Annotated in this window: 12 protein-coding genes; 7 read left to right on the top strand and 5 right to left on the bottom strand. The window is 65.1% G+C overall.

Annotation, left to right across the window (positions count from 1 at the left end):
* Window position 1: 1 nt before the first annotated feature.
* Window positions 2–826, top strand: a complete 825-nt coding sequence (locus M1R55_RS09450) for a response regulator (RefSeq protein ID WP_249391552.1) — start codon at window positions 2–4, stop codon at window positions 824–826.
* A 123-nt stretch (window positions 827–949) separates the two neighbouring features.
* On the top strand, window positions 950–1,570 hold the full coding sequence (locus M1R55_RS09445) for a hypothetical protein (RefSeq protein ID WP_249391551.1): 621 nt from the start codon (window positions 950–952) through the stop codon (window positions 1,568–1,570).
* A 316-nt stretch (window positions 1,571–1,886) separates the two neighbouring features.
* On the opposite strand, the gene M1R55_RS09440 is transcribed toward M1R55_RS09445, so the two are convergent.
* Window positions 1,887–2,786 (bottom strand): DMT family transporter, encoded by a 900-nt coding sequence (locus M1R55_RS09440; RefSeq protein ID WP_249391550.1) that lies wholly within the window; start codon window positions 2,784–2,786, stop codon window positions 1,887–1,889.
* A 232-nt stretch (window positions 2,787–3,018) separates the two neighbouring features.
* On the opposite strand from M1R55_RS09440, the gene priA reads away from it, so the two are divergent.
* Window positions 3,019–5,736: a primosomal protein N' gene (gene priA / locus M1R55_RS09435; protein ID WP_249391549.1), complete on the top strand. Its 2,718-nt coding sequence runs from the start codon at window positions 3,019–3,021 to the stop codon at window positions 5,734–5,736.
* Between the two features lie 124 nt (window positions 5,737–5,860).
* Window positions 5,861–6,832, top strand: coding sequence for a GTP-binding protein (locus M1R55_RS09430; RefSeq protein ID WP_249391548.1), 972 nt, complete (start codon window positions 5,861–5,863; stop codon window positions 6,830–6,832).
* Window positions 6,833–6,853: 21 nt separating this feature from the next.
* On the opposite strand, the gene M1R55_RS09425 is transcribed toward M1R55_RS09430, so the two are convergent.
* From M1R55_RS09425 to M1R55_RS09410, 4 genes are all read right to left on the bottom strand, one after another.
* Window positions 6,854–9,814 (bottom strand): HD domain-containing phosphohydrolase, encoded by a 2,961-nt coding sequence (locus M1R55_RS09425; RefSeq protein ID WP_249391547.1) that lies wholly within the window; start codon window positions 9,812–9,814, stop codon window positions 6,854–6,856.
* 177 nt (window positions 9,815–9,991) lie between these two features.
* The gene (gene folE / locus M1R55_RS09420; protein ID WP_371827185.1) at window positions 9,992–10,582 is read right to left on the bottom strand and encodes a GTP cyclohydrolase I FolE; all 591 of its coding nucleotides are present in this window, start codon (window positions 10,580–10,582) and stop codon (window positions 9,992–9,994) included.
* Between the two features lie 511 nt (window positions 10,583–11,093).
* On the bottom strand, window positions 11,094–12,308 hold the full coding sequence (locus M1R55_RS09415) for an adenylosuccinate synthase (RefSeq protein WP_249391546.1): 1,215 nt from the start codon (window positions 12,306–12,308) through the stop codon (window positions 11,094–11,096).
* Between the two features lie 306 nt (window positions 12,309–12,614).
* Entirely contained in the window at window positions 12,615–14,207 is a 1,593-nt protein-coding gene (locus M1R55_RS09410) for an E3 binding domain-containing protein (protein WP_249391545.1), read from the bottom strand.
* 316 nt (window positions 14,208–14,523) lie between these two features.
* On the opposite strand from M1R55_RS09410, the gene M1R55_RS09405 reads away from it, so the two are divergent.
* The 3 genes from M1R55_RS09405 (at window position 14,524) to M1R55_RS09395 (ending at window position 18,219) form a co-directional block, all read left to right on the top strand.
* Window positions 14,524–15,558 (top strand): Glu/Leu/Phe/Val dehydrogenase dimerization domain-containing protein, encoded by a 1,035-nt coding sequence (locus tag M1R55_RS09405; RefSeq protein WP_249391544.1) that lies wholly within the window; start codon window positions 14,524–14,526, stop codon window positions 15,556–15,558.
* Window positions 15,555–16,181 carry a uridine kinase gene (gene udk / locus M1R55_RS09400; RefSeq protein WP_249391543.1) on the top strand — a complete coding sequence of 209 codons (627 nt, stop codon included), beginning with the start codon at window positions 15,555–15,557 and terminating at the stop codon, window positions 16,179–16,181. The genes M1R55_RS09405 and udk overlap by 4 nt, the downstream gene beginning before the upstream one ends.
* Window positions 16,182–16,296: 115 nt before the next feature.
* Window positions 16,297–18,219 carry a DUF5693 family protein gene (locus M1R55_RS09395; protein ID WP_371827097.1) on the top strand — a complete coding sequence of 641 codons (1,923 nt, stop codon included), beginning with the start codon at window positions 16,297–16,299 and terminating at the stop codon, window positions 18,217–18,219.
* Window positions 18,220–18,226: the final 7 nt, after the last annotated feature.

Here is an 18,226-nt window from a genome sequence, read left to right as displayed (position 1 = left end):
CATGTCTGTCCCAACCCCGCCGCGTACCATCCTGATCGTGGATGACAGTTCTGGCGTGAGGCTGATGCTGGCCCGCCTGCTGGCCCCACATCTGTCGGTGCGTTTGGCCGATGGAGCCAGCAGTGCCCTCGACGCCCTGACGCCCGAAACGGCGCTGGTGCTGTCGGATGTGAGGATGCCGGGAGAAAGCGGGCTGGATCTGGCCCGGATGTTGCGTGAGCAGCGGCCCGATTTGCCCGTGGTGCTGATGACGGGGGTGGTAGAAGACGAACTGCGGGCACAGGCGCTCGAACTCGGTGTGCTGGACGTGCTGCGCAAGCCCATTACGCCCGGCACGCTGTTTCCGGCCCTGCGCGGCTGGCTGGGCGACGGGCTGGAAGCTGTCCTTTCGGCCAGTGTAATTGAAGCCAGTGTGATCGAAGCTGAGACAGCGCACAGCGCACAGCTCCATGAAGGCGCTGGTGCTCTGGCTGCCGCCCCCCCACCCTTTGACCCAGAACCCAACCGCGCCCTGATGACGGGCCTCGGCGCGCTGCCAGGGGTGGCGGCGGTGGCGCAGTACGACACTGAGGGGGTGCTGCAAGAAAGCTGGGGCGCGGCGCTGCCCAGCGAACTCGGCCCATCGGTGCGCGTGTTGGTCATGGCGGCCCGGCTTGGTGGCCCGCACATCGGTACATCCAATCTGCCCCGCGCCGTGCAGGTGGAGTACGCAGACCGTGTGCTGGTGGTCGCCGCTGTGCCCACAGGCTTTCTGGCCGTGCTGGTACGCGATACGCCGGGGGCCAGTACGGTCAAGGCGTGGCTGCGAAACCGCCTGGGCGACTGAGCGGGCCGTGTTGGCGGAGTGGACAGGAGAATTCGCCCAGTACCTCACCCCCGGGAGACGGAGGCAAAGGAAATTCCAGCTCTGCCTTAATTTACCTTCGCTGGCCTGCCGCTACACTGACTTATGCTCACCTTTGCAGAGGCGGCACGGCAACCAGAAGGCCGTGTAGGAGCCGAATCTCACCGATTGGCGGCGCGGGAGCCAGAACTGCCGGGCGGCATGGTGGTTCCGGCGGGCTTCGAGGAAGGCTTTTACCGGGGCGCGAACTTGCCCGAACAGATTCGGCGGCTGTTTTCGCTGATCAATCCGGCGCGGATAGATGAAGACCACCTGGAGGCGCTGTGCTTTCGGGCGCAGGAGGTGGTCCGCACCAGCTACCTGCTTGACGACGCGGTGCAGGTGTTTTACCGCGCTCTGGCGAATGCTGGGCTGGCCGGATCAGGCATAGCTGGGGTCGCCATTCGGGACGTGCATCTGCGCCGCCCCGGAGAACTTGGCAGCGAATCCGCCCACGTGACCCCGCCCGGAACCGCCGCCCTGCACGCCCTCAAGCGCCTCTGGACAGCCGATTGGACATTCGATGCCGTACTGACCCGTCTAGACGATACCGGCGGCGTGGGCTTGGAGGCGCGGCCTACTCTGATTTTGCCCGGCCCACCCGGAGTACCCGACAACGCCAAAGCGGAGGCGTTGGGCGTACCTGTGGCGCTGGTCAACGGGTTTGGGTTGGTGGGACTGCCCTAGGGGGAGGTGGTTGTCGGGTGTGGGACGGAGGAAGGGCGTCTAAGGGTTCAGGGTCTAAGGAACCAAGAGAGGGCAATCGCTGGCGCTCACTCTCCCCTCTGCTGGCGCAGCGGTCAGGCGTCCTCATGGGGAGGAATGGCTTGCCCATGCGAGTCCGTTTATGATGACAGTCCGTTCTGACCAAGAAGCTCTGCGAGTCCCAACCTCCGCCCTCAAGGGTGAGGAGCTAAAAGCCCCAGTTTCTAGCTCTTGCCCTTCCTTAACCCCTTGACTTTTAGACTCTTAGACCAACACCCACACAGCCAGAACGACATCATCAGCCCTTGCCCCGCCGCCCCTGCGCCAGCACCGCGCCGCCCAGAATCAGTAGGCCGCCCAGCAGCACCGCAGGCCGCAAAGGTTCGTCCAGGATCAGGAAGGCCAGCAGCACCGTAAACAGCGGCTCCAGCGTGCCCAGCAAACTGGCGCGGGCGGCCCCCAGACGGGCGATTGCGCCGTACAGGGCAGGCACGGCAACGATGGTGGATACCAGCGCCATGCCGCCAATCACGCCCCATTGCGGCCACGTGGTTGGCACGCTCAGTTGGCCTTCTGCGCCCGCCAACACCGTGAACCACACGCCTGACACCAGCGCCATATGCGCGGTAGCCGCCACAGGACTGACTCCCAACAGCCAGCGTTCGGAGGCCAGCAGGTACAGGGCGTAGAGGAAACCCGCGCCTGCCGCCAGCCCCAGCCCCAAAGCGTTCTGATCGCCTGCACCGGGAATACCGATCACGAGGGCCAACCCTGCCCCGGCCAACGCCACCGCGCCCAACTGCCTGCCGCCGGGTTTTCGGCCCAGCACGGCCCAGCCCAGCAGCACCACAAACGCCGGGGCCAGATACAGCAGCAGGCTGGTGGTTCCGGCGCTGATGCGGTCTAGCGCCCCGAAATACAGCGTGGTCGCCAGCGCATACACCACGCCCACGCCCGCCATTTTGCCCCGCGCCCGCCACGTCAGCCCGCGAGAGGTGAGGGGCAGCAGCAACACCACCACCCCCACAAAACGCCATGCCAGCGCCGTAAAACTGTTCAGTCCCACTTCTGAAGCCAGCTTGCCCCAGATGCCCAGCGTGCTGAAACTGAGGGCCGACAGCAGCGACAGCAACACGCCGGAGCGGGCAGAGGGCGCGATCACAGGAGCGGCAGTGGAAACAGCGTGGGGAGCAGACACGCCCGGCAGCGTAACGCCTGAGGGAGTGGGAACAGGCTGCCTTGTCTTGTGCCTGTGATCTGAAGAGCAACGTCAGTCTGGAGGGAGCCGTCTGTGGCTGCTCTGTGCAGGAAGCGGGGCACAGGACACAACGAGAGATACAAGCCAGCCTCAAGCCGCGAACCTCCTCAACTCCGCCTGTCTGTAGCCCCCTTCTGCTTTGCAAATCCGCCGCCGCGCTAGCCTGAAGATTGTGACGCCGCCCGCCGCCCCTTCTCTCGTTCCGTGGCTGGTGGCCGTGCCGCTGCCCGTTCCGGCGCTGGACTTTGCTGTGCCACACGGCTGGACGGGGCCAATCCCGCTGGGCTGCCGCGTGCTGGTGCCCTGGCGCGGAGAACTGACGGTGGGGCTGGTGGTGGGCACGGGAAATCCGGTCAGTGCCCACCGAGTCAGAGATGTGGTGACGGTGCTGGACGCCCCCGAACAACCCTGGGTGCCCGCCGCCACCACGGCTGGCATTGGCGGATGGGCGGCAGATGCCCAGTTGCCCGCCGGACTGGTCTGGGGCGACCTGGTGGGCGTGGGCTGGGACGCCACCTATGACCACCGCGTGCGGGCCGTGAAGGACGCAGACCTCTCGGCCTTCGGGCGTAAGGTGCCGGGGCTGGCGTGGGCCGATGCCGCCGCTTTTGCCCCCAATCTGCTGGACGCCATTCGGGAACAGGGCCTTCTGGAAGAAGCGTTCCGCCTGACGCCCAAAATGCGCGGCGTGGTTCAGGCACGGACGTTGGATGAGGTACCGCAGGCCAGCCGCCTGACCACCCTGCTGAGGGCCGAACCCTGGGCACAGGCCGACGCCAGCGTACGCCTAGAAACGTGGCTGGAAGCCGTGCCACCGCCCGACCCGGCAGCCCTAACCCCCAAGCAGGCAGGTGCGTGGGGCTGGCTGAATGCCAACGGCCCAGTTCGCAGCTTCAGCGAGTGGGCACACGGCACAGGCGTGGGCACGAGCGTGCTAAACGGCGTGACGGCCAAAGGGGGCACGCGGGCCGTGCAGCAGGAGCGGGAAGCGCCCCCCGCTTGGCACTGGCTGGCCGCCCACGAACCCCAATCCAGCCTGAGTGGGTGGGCCAAGGGTGCGGGCGTGAGTGCCGCCGCCGTGACTGCGCTGCTGAATGCGGGGGCGGCAGCCCACGTGCCCGAACTTGCGCCGCCGCCCGCCGCGTGGTCGTGGCTGCAAGAGCATGGCCCGGTGGAATCCCTGACCGCCTGGGCCAATGGCGCAAGCCTGGCGGGGGTGCATCTGACGCCTACGGTGGCCGGAACACTGGCGGCCAAAGGCTGGGCCGACACCGTGCAGCGGCCCGCCCCGCCGCCCCCACTTCCCGCGCCCACTCCCGCTGGCCCGCCCAGAGCGCCCGACCCCGACCTCTTGCCCGAAGCCCCGATCTGGCGTTTGCACGGTGGCCGCCCCACCAGCCGCGCCCGCACGCTGGCCCCGCGCATTGGCCGCCTGCTGACTCAGGGGCGCGGCGTGTTGGTGCTGGCCCCCGACCACGCCACCTTGCGCCGCGCCTGGGAACACTTGTCGGGGCTGGCAGAGGCGGCGGGCACGCGGGCCATTCAGATCAGCGGGCACCTGAGCGAGGTGCAGCGGGCGCACAGTTGGGCCTTGATCGGGTCAGGTGAGGCGCGGCTGGTGATCGGTTCCTATCTGGCCCTGACCGCGCCGCTGCACGACCCCGCCCTGATCGTAGTGCTGGAAGAGGGCAGCGACGCGCACAAGCTGCAGGCCGGATCGAGGGCCTTCGTGCCGGATGTGGCCGCACGCGTGGCCGCCGCGCACGACGCTGCACTGGCGATGGTCGGAGCCGCGCCCGCCGCCGAAAGTGTGCCCTTCGTGGGGGCCGTGCTGCCGCCGCCCCGTGCCCGTGTGCATGTGGTGGACTACGCCAACCCGCCCGAACAGGCCGAACTGGGGCCGCTGAGCAGCACCCACCTCACGCCCGCCGATCTGGGCTATCCGCTCAGTCATGATCTGGTGCGCCTGCTGCGGCAAGTCCATGAGCGCGGCAGACAGGCGGCCCTGCTTGCGCCCCGGCGAGGTTATTCCGCGCTGCTGCGCTGCCCCACCTGCGAGCATGTGCCGCAGTGCCGCAACTGCGATGTGCCGCTGCGGTTTCATCAGGACACCCGCCAGCTGACCTGCCACCAGTGCGGCTATCACGAGGCCATTCCCGAACGCTGCGACAACTGCGGCGAGCGCATGTGGCAGGCACGCGGCCCCGGTACCGAATGGATTGCCCAGATGGTAGAAAAGCTGGTGCCGGGGCTGAAAGTGTACCGACTGGACAAAGACCGCCAGGACGACCTGACACCCCTGTATGCCGGAGAAAGTGGCGTGGTGGTGGGCACTCAACTGCTGCTCTCGCACGACGCGCCGCCCAATCTGGCCCTGTTGGGCGTCACGCTGGCCGATACGTGGCTGAACGTGTCCGATTTCCGGGCCTCGGAACGCTACCACCGCCTGCTGAGGCAACTGGCCGAATGGCACCCAGACCGCGCTCCGCTGTTGGTGGTGCAGACCTTTCAGGCCGACCATCCGGCGCTGAAGGTGCTGATCGAGGGCCGCGACGCGCTGGCCTATCCCGCCGCCGAGGAACGGGTCAGGAAGGAGTTGGGCTACCCGCCGCACGCCCGCCTGGCCCAGGTGGAAATTGCCGCCCGTGACCCCGAAAAGGCCAAAATTGCCGCGCAAGCTGTAGCCGACGCCCTGCACGGCGCAGGAGCCACCGCGCAGGAAGTGCTTGGCCCCGCCGCCAGTCCGGTGGCCCGCCTGCGCGGCGTGTACCCCTATCACCTGTTCCTGCGTGCCCGCGACGACGCCCGGCTGGCGCAACTGCTGGCAGCGGTAGACCGCAGTGTGAAGGCCAGAGTGCGGGTAGACGTGAACCCGCGTGGGGGGCTGTAGCGAAGCCCACCTAATCGGCATTTCAGTTCCCATTTCAGCAACAATCCAGCGGCCCCTGCACCTGGTCAGCGGCAATCAAGACCAAGAAACCTTTGCGGCCTCGCCCGCCCGCTATCCTGCCCCCATGACCGACCTTTCCCCCGCCCCTGCGCCCCGCACCGATGAACGTGTGCCTGTCATCGTGATCGGCGGTTTTCTGGGGGCGGGCAAAACCACGTTGGTCAATCACCTGATCCGCTCCCTGCCGCACCGCCTGGGCATCATCGTGAACGAATTTGGGCAGGCGGGCGTGGACGGCGGCCTGATAGAACGCCTGAACGACGACGTGACCGAACTGACGGCGGGCTGCCTGTGCTGCACGGGCCGCGACGACCTGCTGCGGGCGCTGGTGACAATTGCCATGCGCGAGCAACAGCCTGACGCCGTAGTGGTGGAACTGTCGGGTGTGGCCGACCCGACGCCTGTGCTGGCAACCTTGCTGGAACGCTCGGTGCGGGCCGCCTTCCGCGTCACCACGCTGGTGGCGGTGGTAGACGCCCGCCACGCCCTGCAAACTCTGCGCGACCACCCGGAAGCGGCGCGGCAACTGGCTTACGCCAACGTGATCGTGCTGAACAAAACCGACCTGTCTGACCCCGTTTTGCTTGATCACGCAGAGAGCGTGCTGCGCGGTGTGAATCCCTTGGCCCGAATGGTGCGGGTAGAGCAGGGCCAACTGGACGCCGACGCGCTGCTGGCCCGCGACGACTTCGATCCCCGCGTGCTGGACGGAGCCGACACCGCCGCGCAGCACACGCCGGGGCTAAAATCCTTTACCTTGCGGGCCACCCGCCCTCTTGACCCCTACCGCTGGCAACGCTTCATGACCGACCTGATCCTGTCGCGCCCTGCCGAAGTGCTGCGCGTAAAGGGTTTTGTCGACCTGTACGGCTACCCCCAGCGCATCCTGTTTCAGGCGGTGCGCGACCTGTTTACCGCCGATGCCTGGGAAGCGGGCGACGGTAACACAGAACTGGTGTTCATCGGGCGTGGGCTGGATCAGGCGGAATATACGGCGGCGTTTGAGGCGTGCTTGACGGAAGAAGTGATGGCCTGAGCGCGGAGAAGCAACTCCAGCTCAGCGAATCTCTCCGGCCTGCCACAGCTCCACAAACAGGTCGGTGAGGTCGGGATCAAACTGGTTGCCGCGTCCGGCCCGAATAAGGTCGAGTGCCTGTTCGGGGGGCATGGCCCGTTTATAGGGCCGGGTGCTGATCAGCGCGTCGTACACGTCGCAGAGGCTAAACAGACGGGCCAGCAGCGGAATCTGCTCGCCGCTCAACTGGTCTGGGTAGCCGGTGCCGTCCCACCGTTCGTGGTGGTGGCGAATCACGGCGTGCGCTTCGGGGTGCAGGTAGGGAATACGGGCGGCGAGCACCGATCCGAGTGGCGCGTGGGCCTCCATTGCCAGGCACTCGTTGGGGGTCAGGCGTCCAGGTTTGAGCAGCACCGCGTCCGAGATGCCCAGTTTGCCGATGTCGTGCAGGGCCGCGCCGTGCCGCAGGGCCATCAGCCGGTCTTCGGGCAGGTTCAGCGCCTTGCCCATCACATGCGCGTGATGCCGGACGCGTTGGGAGTGGCCCTGAGTCTCGAAATCCCGCACTTCCAGGGCCACACCCAACGTGTTCAGCGCGGCTTCCAGGGCTTCCCGGAGGTCGGCCACATGGGCATGGCGTTCAAGCAGGCGCGATCCGACACTGGCGAGTAGCAGACCCAGATTTTCGTCGGCGGGCTGGAAAGGACGGTGGGCATCACGGGTCACGACCAACACGCCCAGCGGATCGTGCTGCCGCCCGAAGAGCGGCACGGCCATCATGCAATCGTGCCCCATCTGCTCGCGCCTGTAGATTCTGGGGTCGGCCCGTACATCGCTACTCCGCATGATGTTGCCAGTGTCGAGCGCCACCCACGAAAGCCCCTGCCCACGCGGCAACTGCACCGGGCCAAAGTTCCGGTAATGCCCCTCGGTTGCGCGGGAAGTCAGTTGATCTAGGTCGGCGTCGTAGCGCAACAAAGTAGCTTGATGGGCATGCAGCAAGTCCAGTGCGGCTTCGGTCAGGTGGAGTTCCAGGCGGGCTTCTTCTGCCGGGATATCAGGGGCCAGAGTGCCAGAAGGTAGAGCCCTGAGTCCGCCATCGGTCTGAAGGCCGAGGTGCAATCCACCCAACAAGTCGAGTTCGCGCCAGCGCTGCTGAAACTGGAGCAGGGCGGCCAACTGGTGTGCAAAGGTGCCTGCCACTTCGATGCTGGCCGCCGTAAACGCCTCCTCCGACGAGAACGAATCCAGATTCAGGTGAGCCACCACCTCGCCGCCCAGAATCACAGGGAGGCACAAATTGGCCCGCAACTCTGTGCGCCGTCCCCCCTCGTGAAAGGCCACATCCTGCCCGGTATCGTGCAGCAGATCAGCTTGAGTCCAGACGTCTACCAAAGCTGACCCGCTCAGCACCCGTGCCACACCCGCTCGCCAGTGGCCTACATCTGCACCGTACCAACGCTTCTCAGACCGTTCAGTGAGCGGCAAGCCCACCAGCGCACCGTCATAGCCTTCCACGGCACACAGCCGGAATTCCCGACCTTCGCGCACGTTCAGTGATCCAGCCTCCGCGCCGTCGACGCAGGCAATCGCCAACCGCAGCAACTCGGCCCAGTCCTGGTCGGTGATACTGCGCCGCTGAGACAGCAAATCCACGGTGGTTCTGAGCGATTGCCACAGCGTAAAGCGGGGCAAAATCTCCAGCGGGGCAATGTGTGGCGGGGCGGCGTCAGGCGTTTTTGCAACGCCCGGCTCACCCACCCGCGCTCGGGCTGGCGCGGCTTTGGCGTCCATTTGTTCCAAGCTGTTCGAGGCTGCTTTGACCTGCACAGGAATCAAGGCGGGATGCCCCCAGAAGGATGCGCTGGCCTCTGCCGGACGGCCGCTGGCCCGCGCATCAGCGGGTTTTCTGGTCTGTGCAGCCAGATCAGGGCTGCACACCAGGCGGTTGCGCCCATTGGTTTTGGCCAAATACAGGGCTTCATCGGCCCGCCGGAACAGGTCATGCGGGGTTTCGTGGACGCGGCGGGTGGCCAGGCCCGCGGAGATGGTGAGCGTGGTGGGCGGCAAGCCATTTGGACGGGAAGGAGAGATTCCGGCCAGCGCCATTCCTACCCCCGCCACTTCGGTCAGCAGGCCGCCGACGAGTGTGCGGGCGCGGCTCTCACCTCCCAGATCAGTCAGCAGGGCAAATTCTTCGCCGCCCACACGGTAGGCCCGCGCTTTTTGACGTTCATCGCGCCCCAGCAGCCGCGCCACGCCCTGCAACGCCTGATCGCCCACATCGTGCCCGTACTGATCGTTCACCACCTTAAAATGATCCAAGTCCAGCAACACGAGTTGTGCGCCTGCATCCAACTCGGCAAGGTCGGCGTCGAACTGGCGGCGGTTGCCCAGCCCCGTCAGTGGGTCGGTCAGCGCCTGGGTACGGAAGGCCTGCGTGACCCGCAACAATTGAAAGCGGGACAGCAAAATGACGGTGGCGATGCCCAGCCCCAGAGTATTGAGAGTCAGTCCCAGCGGGTACACCTGCCAGAACACCGCCCGGCCATCCGGGAAGGCCAACATGACCAGATTGACGCCCAAGAAAGGCAAGGGCAGCAACCAGCTATTCCGGGGGGTCAATACCAACATCTGGAGTTTGGGGCGCAGGAGACCCACCATCAGCATCATCGCGGCAATATTGAAGGCCCCCGTTACGCCAGCCTGAGTCCCGCCCTCCAGGTAGCGCCACAGCAGCATGGGCAAAGACGCCAGCGCCCCAATACCCACCCCGTAACGCACGGCCACCAATACCAGCGGCACCAACCGCAGATCAAAACGGAAGCCGTAGTGCTGAATAGAAAAAGCCATCAGCAGCAATGAAAAGGCGGACGCCAGCCCCACGCGCAGAGCGTGCTCACGGATTCTGCGGCGCACCGGCCATTCCTGATAGGTCAGGCTGAGGCCAAAAATACAGGTCACCAACAGGCAGAGGTTAAACAGGACTTCAGCAAAGCCCATGATCGCCAGCCCACCTCACCGTTCTGGTTCCAGCGACATCAGTTCCCACTCTGCACTCTGAATACTCCGCCGAGGGGGGCAGATGCTATGACTTTTTCGCCGCGCTGATGGGCAGAGGGCGCCTCCTGAAATTGGGGGTCGACTCCGCAACGGCAGCGCTGGGGCCGATCCTACTGTTCAGCGGCTGCGGAGCGTGCCCTGTACGGCGCTCATAAACTCGGCGCGGGTGCGGGCGTCATCTTTAAACAGGCCGCGCATGGCCGAGGTGGTGGTGCTGGAATTCTGCTTTTGCACGCCGCGCATCGCCATGCACAGGTGGACGCCTTCCATCAGCACGGCCACGCCTTTGGGAGCCAACAGTTCCAGCACTGCGTCGGCAATCTGGGTCGTTATGCGTTCCTGCACCTGTAGGCGGCGGGCGTACAAGTCCACAATTCGGGCAAACTTACTGAGGCCCAGAATTTTGCCGTCAGGGATGTAGGCGATGTGGGCGCGGCCATAAAACGGCAGCATATGGTGTTCACACATGGAATAGAACTCGATGTCCTTCACGATGACCATTTCGCTGCCTTCGGCCTCGAAGACGGCTTCATTGGTCACGTCGGCCAATGTTTGAGTGTAGCCACCGGTCAGGAATCCCCACGCTTTGGCAACCCGCTCCGGCGTTTTTAGCAGGCCTTCGCGCTCCGGGTCTTCGCCAATGGCCGAAAGCCAATCGTGAGTCAGCACCTTCAGGTCTGGCCGGGCCGCCGCCGAATGCTCGGCCACCGGGTCGCTGTGGCCGGAGTCGAGAAGGTCGAAATCAGTGTCAGTGGGCTTGGTGGTGGTCAAAGTACACGGCTCCAGTGTCGTTCCGCCAGGAGGAATGCGGAGGGCCGACAAATTGAATGCCGCGAGTGTAGGCCAAGGCCACTCGCGGCAATTGTCTGATGGATTTCAGGCGGGAGGTTGGAATTGGGGGCAGCGCGGTGGGGGCAGTCAGGCGGGGGGCAGGGGTGGGCGGTGGAGACTGGGATAGAAGGGGCGTGGTCTAAGAGCCAGGGGGTCTAGGCGCTCAGGTGTTGAGGTGGGTACGTCGTTGAACTGCCCCTCACCCCACTGGTGCTCAGCGCCCCTCTCTGCTCCGCAGCTCTACGAGTCCCACAAGGGGCGAGGGGGGATAAAGGCAAAGGCTAAAAGCGTTGTGTTCCTGCCTCACCCTTGAGGAGAGAGGGGAAGTGAGCGCAGCGATTATCCTTCCTTAGACGCCTTAATACCCTGCCCACGTCCCACACCCGACTTAAACCCAGTCCACCGCCCCATAGGTCTGCTCGCGGGCGGGGCCACACGAGAAGATGACCACCGGGCAATTGACCGTTTCCTCGATCAAGTCCAGATACGCCTGCGCCTGTTTGGGCAAGGTATCGCGGCTGTCGGCTCCGTCGGTGGTGGCCCAACCGGGCATCTGGCGGTAGACGGGCTGGCCGTCCCCGTCGTAGTGGGTACACACCGGAATGGTATCCAGGCCCGCCAGAATGTCCATCTTGTTGATGACCAGACCGTCCAGGCCGTTCACGTCTACGGCGTAGCGCAGCAGTTCCAGATCCAGCCAGCCCACGCGGCGGGCGCGGCCTGTGGTGGTGCCGAATTCATCCCAGGGCTTGGAGCCGTCGCCGCGCAACCGCAGTTCCATATCCCCGAACACTTCGGTGGGAAACGGGCCGTGACCCACGCGGGTGTTAAAGGCTTTGGCGACGCCGTACACACGGTGAATGGCCTTGTGGTTTACGCCTGCGCCCACCAGCACGCCGCCCACAGTGGGATGGCTGCTGGTGACGAAGGGATACGTGCCGTAATTCAGGTCGAGCAGGGTGGCCTGAGCGCCTTCAAACAGCACGTTCTGGCCCTCCTTGATGGCCTGACGTAGTTGCCCGCCGGTGTCCTGCACAAAGGGCAGCAGGGCTTCACGGGTGGGTGCGAGGGCGTCCAGGGCCACTTCTACGCTCGTCCAACCTGCGTCGCGGGTGCTGTTGGGTTTGGCTTCCAGCAGCCGTTCTACGCGCTCACGAAGCACGCCGTCGTCAGCGAGGTCGCCAAAGCGGATGCCCACGCGCCGCGCCCGGTCTGCGTAGGCGGGGCCAATCCCGCGCCCAGTCGTGCCCACGAAGTCCTTGCGTCCATCGACAAACTTGTGGTGAGGCAACACCAGATGCGCCCGGTCACTGATTCTGAGGTCGGGATTCAGGCCCGCATCCAGCAGATTCTGGCGTTCCTCCATAAACTTCTGAGGGTCGATGACCATGCCGTCGCCCAGCACCGACACCGTGCCTTCGTGCAGCACGCCGCTGGGCAGCAGATTCAGCTTGAAGGTCTGACCCTTGGCGGTTACGGTATGGCCCGCGTTCGCGCCTCCCTGATAACGGGCGATAAATGTTGCGCGGGGAGCGAGGAAATCGGTGATCTTTCCCTTGCCTTCGTCTCCCCACTGGGCACCAATAATTGCGATTCCGGGCATTTCAGCCTCCTGCCGCACGCGCAGACTTGCCCTTTTTTCCCACGCCGACGCTGCGGCAAGGCAAAAAAAAGCACGGCGCACAGCACCGTAATTCAGTGTACCCCGGCGAGGGGCAAAGTGTGGGCGGGGAGAGCTAGAAGTGAGGCAAGGCGTCTAAGGGTCGAAAGTCTGAGGGTCTGAGAAGGTCAAGGGCAACAACCTACGGCCTGCCTATCCCATCTGGTCTTTTTCCTAGAGAGCCAAAAACGCGGGAGGGGATCAGCACGATCCACCTCCCACGCTCCACGTTCTAAAGCTCTATCTCGCTCAGACCAGCAAGATTACAGGCTTCTCTAGCGTTTGGGCCACGCTGGCAAGGAAGCGGGCGGCGCGTTCGGTGTCCACGTTGCCGTTGAGGGTCAGGGCGGCGCGGCCCCCCTGCACGCGGCCCACACTGAGTGTCAGGGCGTGCGGGTAGTGCAGGTCGTCCAAGTCCAGCAGTCCGGCGTCCACGATCAGCAGGTCGGGCGTGCCGTCGTGGTCGGTGTCCAGGGCAGTCACGGCGTCACGGATGCTGCCGGGTTTTGCGCTGCGGGTGCGGCCCACGCTTGGGTCCTGAATGGCGACGGCGCTCAAGTCCAGTATGGCGGCGTGCTGCTGGGCGGCGCGGGCCACCAACAGGGCCAGCGGGACGTCGCGGCTGAGGGCTTCGCTCAGTTGCTCGCGGAGATCGGTTGCGGCGGCCACCTGTGCGTCACGGCGCAGGTAAGTTCCGAACCACACGGCGCCCTGGGGCAGGGCAGCAGGCGCGGTCACGCTCTGGCTCAGGCCTGCGCCCGACGTGGCAACGGCTCCGATCATCGCGGCGGCCACCGGGTCGGGTGTGGGCACAGGCTGCACTTCGGGGGTTGCGGCAGCCGCCATCGGCACCACGTCGTCTTTGCTGGCCCAAGGCTGCACGGCGTCGCTGACAGACCCGCTGACAGAAGGCAACTCCACCTGTGGGGCGCTGAAGTCGGGCGTGTTCTGCTCGGCTTCGATGCTCAGGTCGGCGGCGGTCAGTTCGGGTGCGGCCACTTCTGGGGCGGCCAAGGAAGGCAGAGCGATATCGGGAATCATCGGCGCGGCAATGTCCGGCACGGTGATATTCGGCGCGGCCACCTCTGGCATCGACACTGCTGGCATAGACACATCGTCTTTGGGCGTGGCAAACGCGGGGCCGACCATGCTGGGTGCAGGGGCAGCGGGCGTGTCTTGGGGCGCGGCGCGGTTCTGGTACAGGCGCGACAGCAATCCGCCCAGGCCGCCTTTGTTGGCAGCGGCGGCAGCGGGCGGAACCACAGCGGCGGCAGGAATCTGAATGGGTTCGGGTTGCACGGGTTCAGATCGCACAGGTTCGGGCAACGCAGGCTCCGGCACCACGATCCGTTCGGGGATCACGGCAGCGGCGTGCTGCACCTCAGGCTCAGGCACGGCTGCGGCGACGTCCGGCACTTCGATCTGGGCGGCAGGCACAAACGCGGGCGGCTCGGTGGTCAGCAAGTCTTCGCCGTCGTCCTCGCCCTCGTCCATTTCAAATTCCATCGCGTCTTCCTGAAAAGTGGACACAGGAGTCGCCGGAATGTGCGGGGCAGAGGGCCGGGCCTGCTCGATGTACGACGTGATGTCGGCGTCCACGCCCGCTGCACTCAGCGCGGCCATGTCGAAGTTGCTGTTGGCAAGGTCGCCTTCCCAGTCGGGCGGCGGCAAGTCCACGGGGGTTTCAGGCGGCTCTTCCTCACCGCTCATGACGCGTGACAGGTAGTTCAGGATGTCCTGCTCCACGATCATCCCGCCCTCGCCCGTGCCGTTGAGCCTCTGCCAGTCAATCCCGTTTGCTTCTGCCAGAATCTTGGCGAGCGGAGCAATCCTATCCATCATCAACTTCCCCCTTGGGCGTGCAGTGTAAGTGACATTCTTAGGGGGCATTCTAGCGAACAGACCCGCCTAACGCGTGCAATTTTCGTGCTAGAGGGCGGGGTGCGCGGGGGGCAATGGGGGTGTCTGCCTTGGGTTAAGGCGAGAACCCCGTGTTTTGAGACGATTTCGGGTCAGTTGACTGGCCTGATGGGAGTCGGACTTCACGGCTTCCCGGCGGCGCGGTGCTACCCTGCTTGGCATTACCGCGCAGCCAAAGCGCGTCAGGAGTCCCCATGCAGCGTCACAGTCTGGAGCCGTACAGGTCGGAGCAGTTCTTATGTTGATCTTAGAAGAAATGCAGGCGCGGGGCCACGAAGCCCTGACCCTACTGCACCACGCGCCCAGCGGCCTGCGGGCGGCTTTGGCTATTCATTCCACCGTGTTGGGGCCAGCCATCGCGGGCGTCAGGCTCGGCGCTCAGGATGAGCAGTTGGCGGTGCGCGGCGCACTGGCCCTCAGCGAAAGCCTGACCCTGAAGGCGGCGCTGGCGGGCCTGAACTACGGCGGCGGCGCTTGCGTCCTGATGATGCCCGAAGCGGGCGTAGACGACCCACACGCCCGCGAAGCTCTGTTCCGGGCACTGGGACGGCAGGTGCGTCCGCTGGAATCGCGGGTGGTTCTCACCGAAGACATTGGCGTATCGCCCGCCGATATTGCGTTTGTGGCGCAGGAAACGCCCGCCACCCTGGGCGTGAACACCGACACCAGCAGCGTCACCGGGTACGGCGTGTACCGGGGCATGAAGGCCGCCGCCCGCTTTGCCCTCGGCAGCGAGAGCATGCGCGGCGTGCGGGTGGCGATTTTGGGCGTGGGCGCGGTGGGCCGCACGCTGGCCGGGCACCTGCACCGCGAGGGCGCTCGGCTGACGGTGGCCGACCAACGCGCAGACCGGGCCGAAGCCCTGGCCGATCAACTCGACGGCGTGCAGGTCGTTTCTGCCGACCAACTGCTGGATTCACCCTGCGATATTTTCGCCCCCTGCGCCTACGGCCATTCCATCCGTTCCGACGATGTGCCGCGCTTGCAGTGCCGCCTCATCGCGGGCGGCGAGCATCACCCCCTGACCCGGCGCGGAGAAGCTGCCGTGAAGGAAGCCGGAATTATCTACATGCCCGATTACGCCATCAATGCCGCTGGCCTGATTGCCGCCGCGCAGGGAACCACGCCCGAACAGGCCGCCGAGCGCGTGTACATGATCATCAACCGGATTACGGCGGTGGCCGAGCAGTACGGCAAACCCGTGCATATCGTGGCCCGCCGCATGGCCGAGCGCCGCATCGACCTGATCGGCAGCCTGGGCCACGGCAAATGAGCATCAGCAAAGCCGAACCCTTCGTGATCGGCGTGGCGGGCGGGTCGGGCAGCGGCAAAACCACCGTGACCCGGCGCGTTATAGAAACGGTAGGCAGCGACGGTGTGGCCGTGCTGAGTCAGGACAACTACTACCGCGACCAGTCCGATATTCCTTTCGAGGCCCGTCTGAAAACCAACTACGACCACCCGGCGGCCTTCGATTGGGCACTCTTGCGCGAACACGTCGATGCACTGTTGGCGGGCGTGCCAATTGCCATGCCCGAATACGATTTTACCAAGCACACCCGCTCCGACCAGACCACGCGGGTTTTGCCGGGGTCGGTGGTGGTGCTGGAAGGCTTTTTCGCCCTCTATGACGAACAACTGCGTGAGCGGATGCACCTGAAAGTTTTTGTGGACGCCGACGCCGACGTGCGCTTTATTCGCCGCCTGCTGCGCGATACACAGGAACGCGGGCGCACCCCCGAAAGCGTGATTCAGCAGTATCTGGACTATGTGCGGCCCATGCACCTGAGTTTCGTGGAACCCACCAAACGCTACGCCGATGTGATTATTCCGCACGGCGGCATGAACGAGCCCGCGCTGGATATGCTGGCGGCGCGGATTCGGTCTACGGTTTAGGCAACGGCCAGAACTCACCCTCTCATCCGATAGGCGGACGATTCACCGGGCTGGCTGAAGGTAAGCTGGCCCGTTTTGCTGCCTTGCCTTAACCCTTGCCGCTTTCCCCTTTAGGATGTGCCCTGTGACTGATCCGAATCCCGCCGCCCGTTCTTCCCTGCCCGAATCACCGGGCGGCCCCTCCGCTCCCCCTAAGGCGACCCTCTCTCTGGAAACGCTGCCCGTGCCTACCCGCCATAGGCTTGCGCCGCTGCTGCTGGGCCTGATTCTGCTGTCGCTGATTCCGGCGTTCATCCTGGCCTACGGCCGCGTCACCTTCGAGCAGGCCGGAAAAACCACGTCCTACATCATGGATTATCCGAATCTGGTGTCTCAGGCGCAGCGGTACGGGCTGGAGCCGCAGGCACTCCTGAACCGCTACAAGGCGCTGGGGCTGAACGGTGTGGCCGTGTACGAGGACACGATTGGCAGCCTGCAACAGCGCGGCGAAGTGTATTTTCAGGACGGTTCCGATCTGGCGGTGCAGTTTCCCGGTCAAGGCGCACAGCCCCAGAAGTCCTACCTGCGCTCGCTCAAACCCGGTGTGGCCGAGGCGCTGCCTGCCCGCTACACCATTCCTACGCGGTTGGTGCAAATTGGCGGGAACCAGTGGGTAGAGTGGGCCACCGACCCGCGCTTCCTGCCCGCTGGGCCCAATACCGCACTCATCAACGATCTGAGGGCGCAGGGCATGACGCTGGTATACCGCCCTTACGCAGACGACGCCGTGCGCGAACCGGGCGCAGATTGGCCCGATGTGCCGTTCATCTCCTTTCCCAGCAGCGAGGTCATGGGCGCACGCAGCCCGGAACTGTTGGAGGAAATCAATGACCGCCTGGGCAAGCGGATTCCGACCCTGATCGAGGCGACGCCCCAGCTTGGGCTAGACAAACTGGTCGAGCGGCACGGCGCGGCCCGCATGTTCTCCATCAGTGCGGCGTGGCAAAACCTGCTGCTCCCCGAAGAGACTGCCAGCAAATTTGCCCTCGCCGCCCGCGAACGGGGCCACCGCCTGCTATACCTACGAACCTTTCCCACCATCGGCGAAACCGAGGTGTTCCTGGCCCGCACCACCAAACTGCTGGGCGATGCGGGCGTGAAGCTGGCAAATCCCACCATTACCCGCTACGAACCCAGCCCGTTGCTGCAAGTTCTGAGCGCGGTGGGGCCACTGGCGGCGCTGCTGCTCCTGGGCCTCAGTTACCCGCTGGTGCGGCTGGGGCTGCTGGCCTCGGCACTCACGGCGCTCCTGGCATTCGGCCTCAACAGCCTCGGCCCAGACGGGATCAAGCCGCTGGAAGGCCTCGCTCTGATTGCCGCCGTCACATTCCCTTCTTTGGGGCTGGTGCTGCGGCGTCGGCGCGTGTCCGATTGGTTCCTGGCTACGGGCCTCAGTCTGGCGGGCGTACTGTTCGTGTCGGCGTTGGGGGCCAACGGCAACTCCATGATCGGCCTGGAGCCCTTCCGGGGCGTGGGCCTCACGTTGTTGCTGCCGCTGGTGCTGGTGGGCGCAAGCTTCCTGCCGCGCCAGGACATCCGCAAAACCGCGCAGGACATCTACAACGCACCCATCAAACTGGGCGACATCGTGGTGATGGGCCTCGGAATCGCCGTGTTTGCGCTGGTGTTTTTGCGCCGGGGCAATACCAGTTCGGTGGGGGTCAGCGACGCCGAAAAAGAAGTGCGCCAGAACCTGCAAGATTCCATCGTTCGCCCGCGTTTCAAGGAACTCGCCGGGCATCCGTTGGCGCTGGTGGGCCTCAGCGGGGTCTTGCCGGGCTACTTCAGCACCCTGATTTTGCTGGGCGGCGTGATCGGTCAGGCCAGCATCCTCAACACGTTTTCGCACTTCCACACGCCCCTGCTGATCAGCGCCGCCCGCTGCTTTATTGGCCTCGGCGTGGGTCTGGTGGCCGGATACGTGGCGATCTGGGCCGTGAAGCAGGGCATCCGAATCTGGAACACGTATGGCACGCGCCGCACCGGAGCCGCTGCATGAAGGTGCC

The sequence above is a fragment of the Deinococcus sp. QL22 genome (genome assembly GCF_023370075.1).
Taxonomy (GTDB): Bacteria; Deinococcota; Deinococci; order Deinococcales; family Deinococcaceae; genus Deinococcus.
This window is presented reverse-complemented; position numbering and strand designations above follow the sequence as displayed.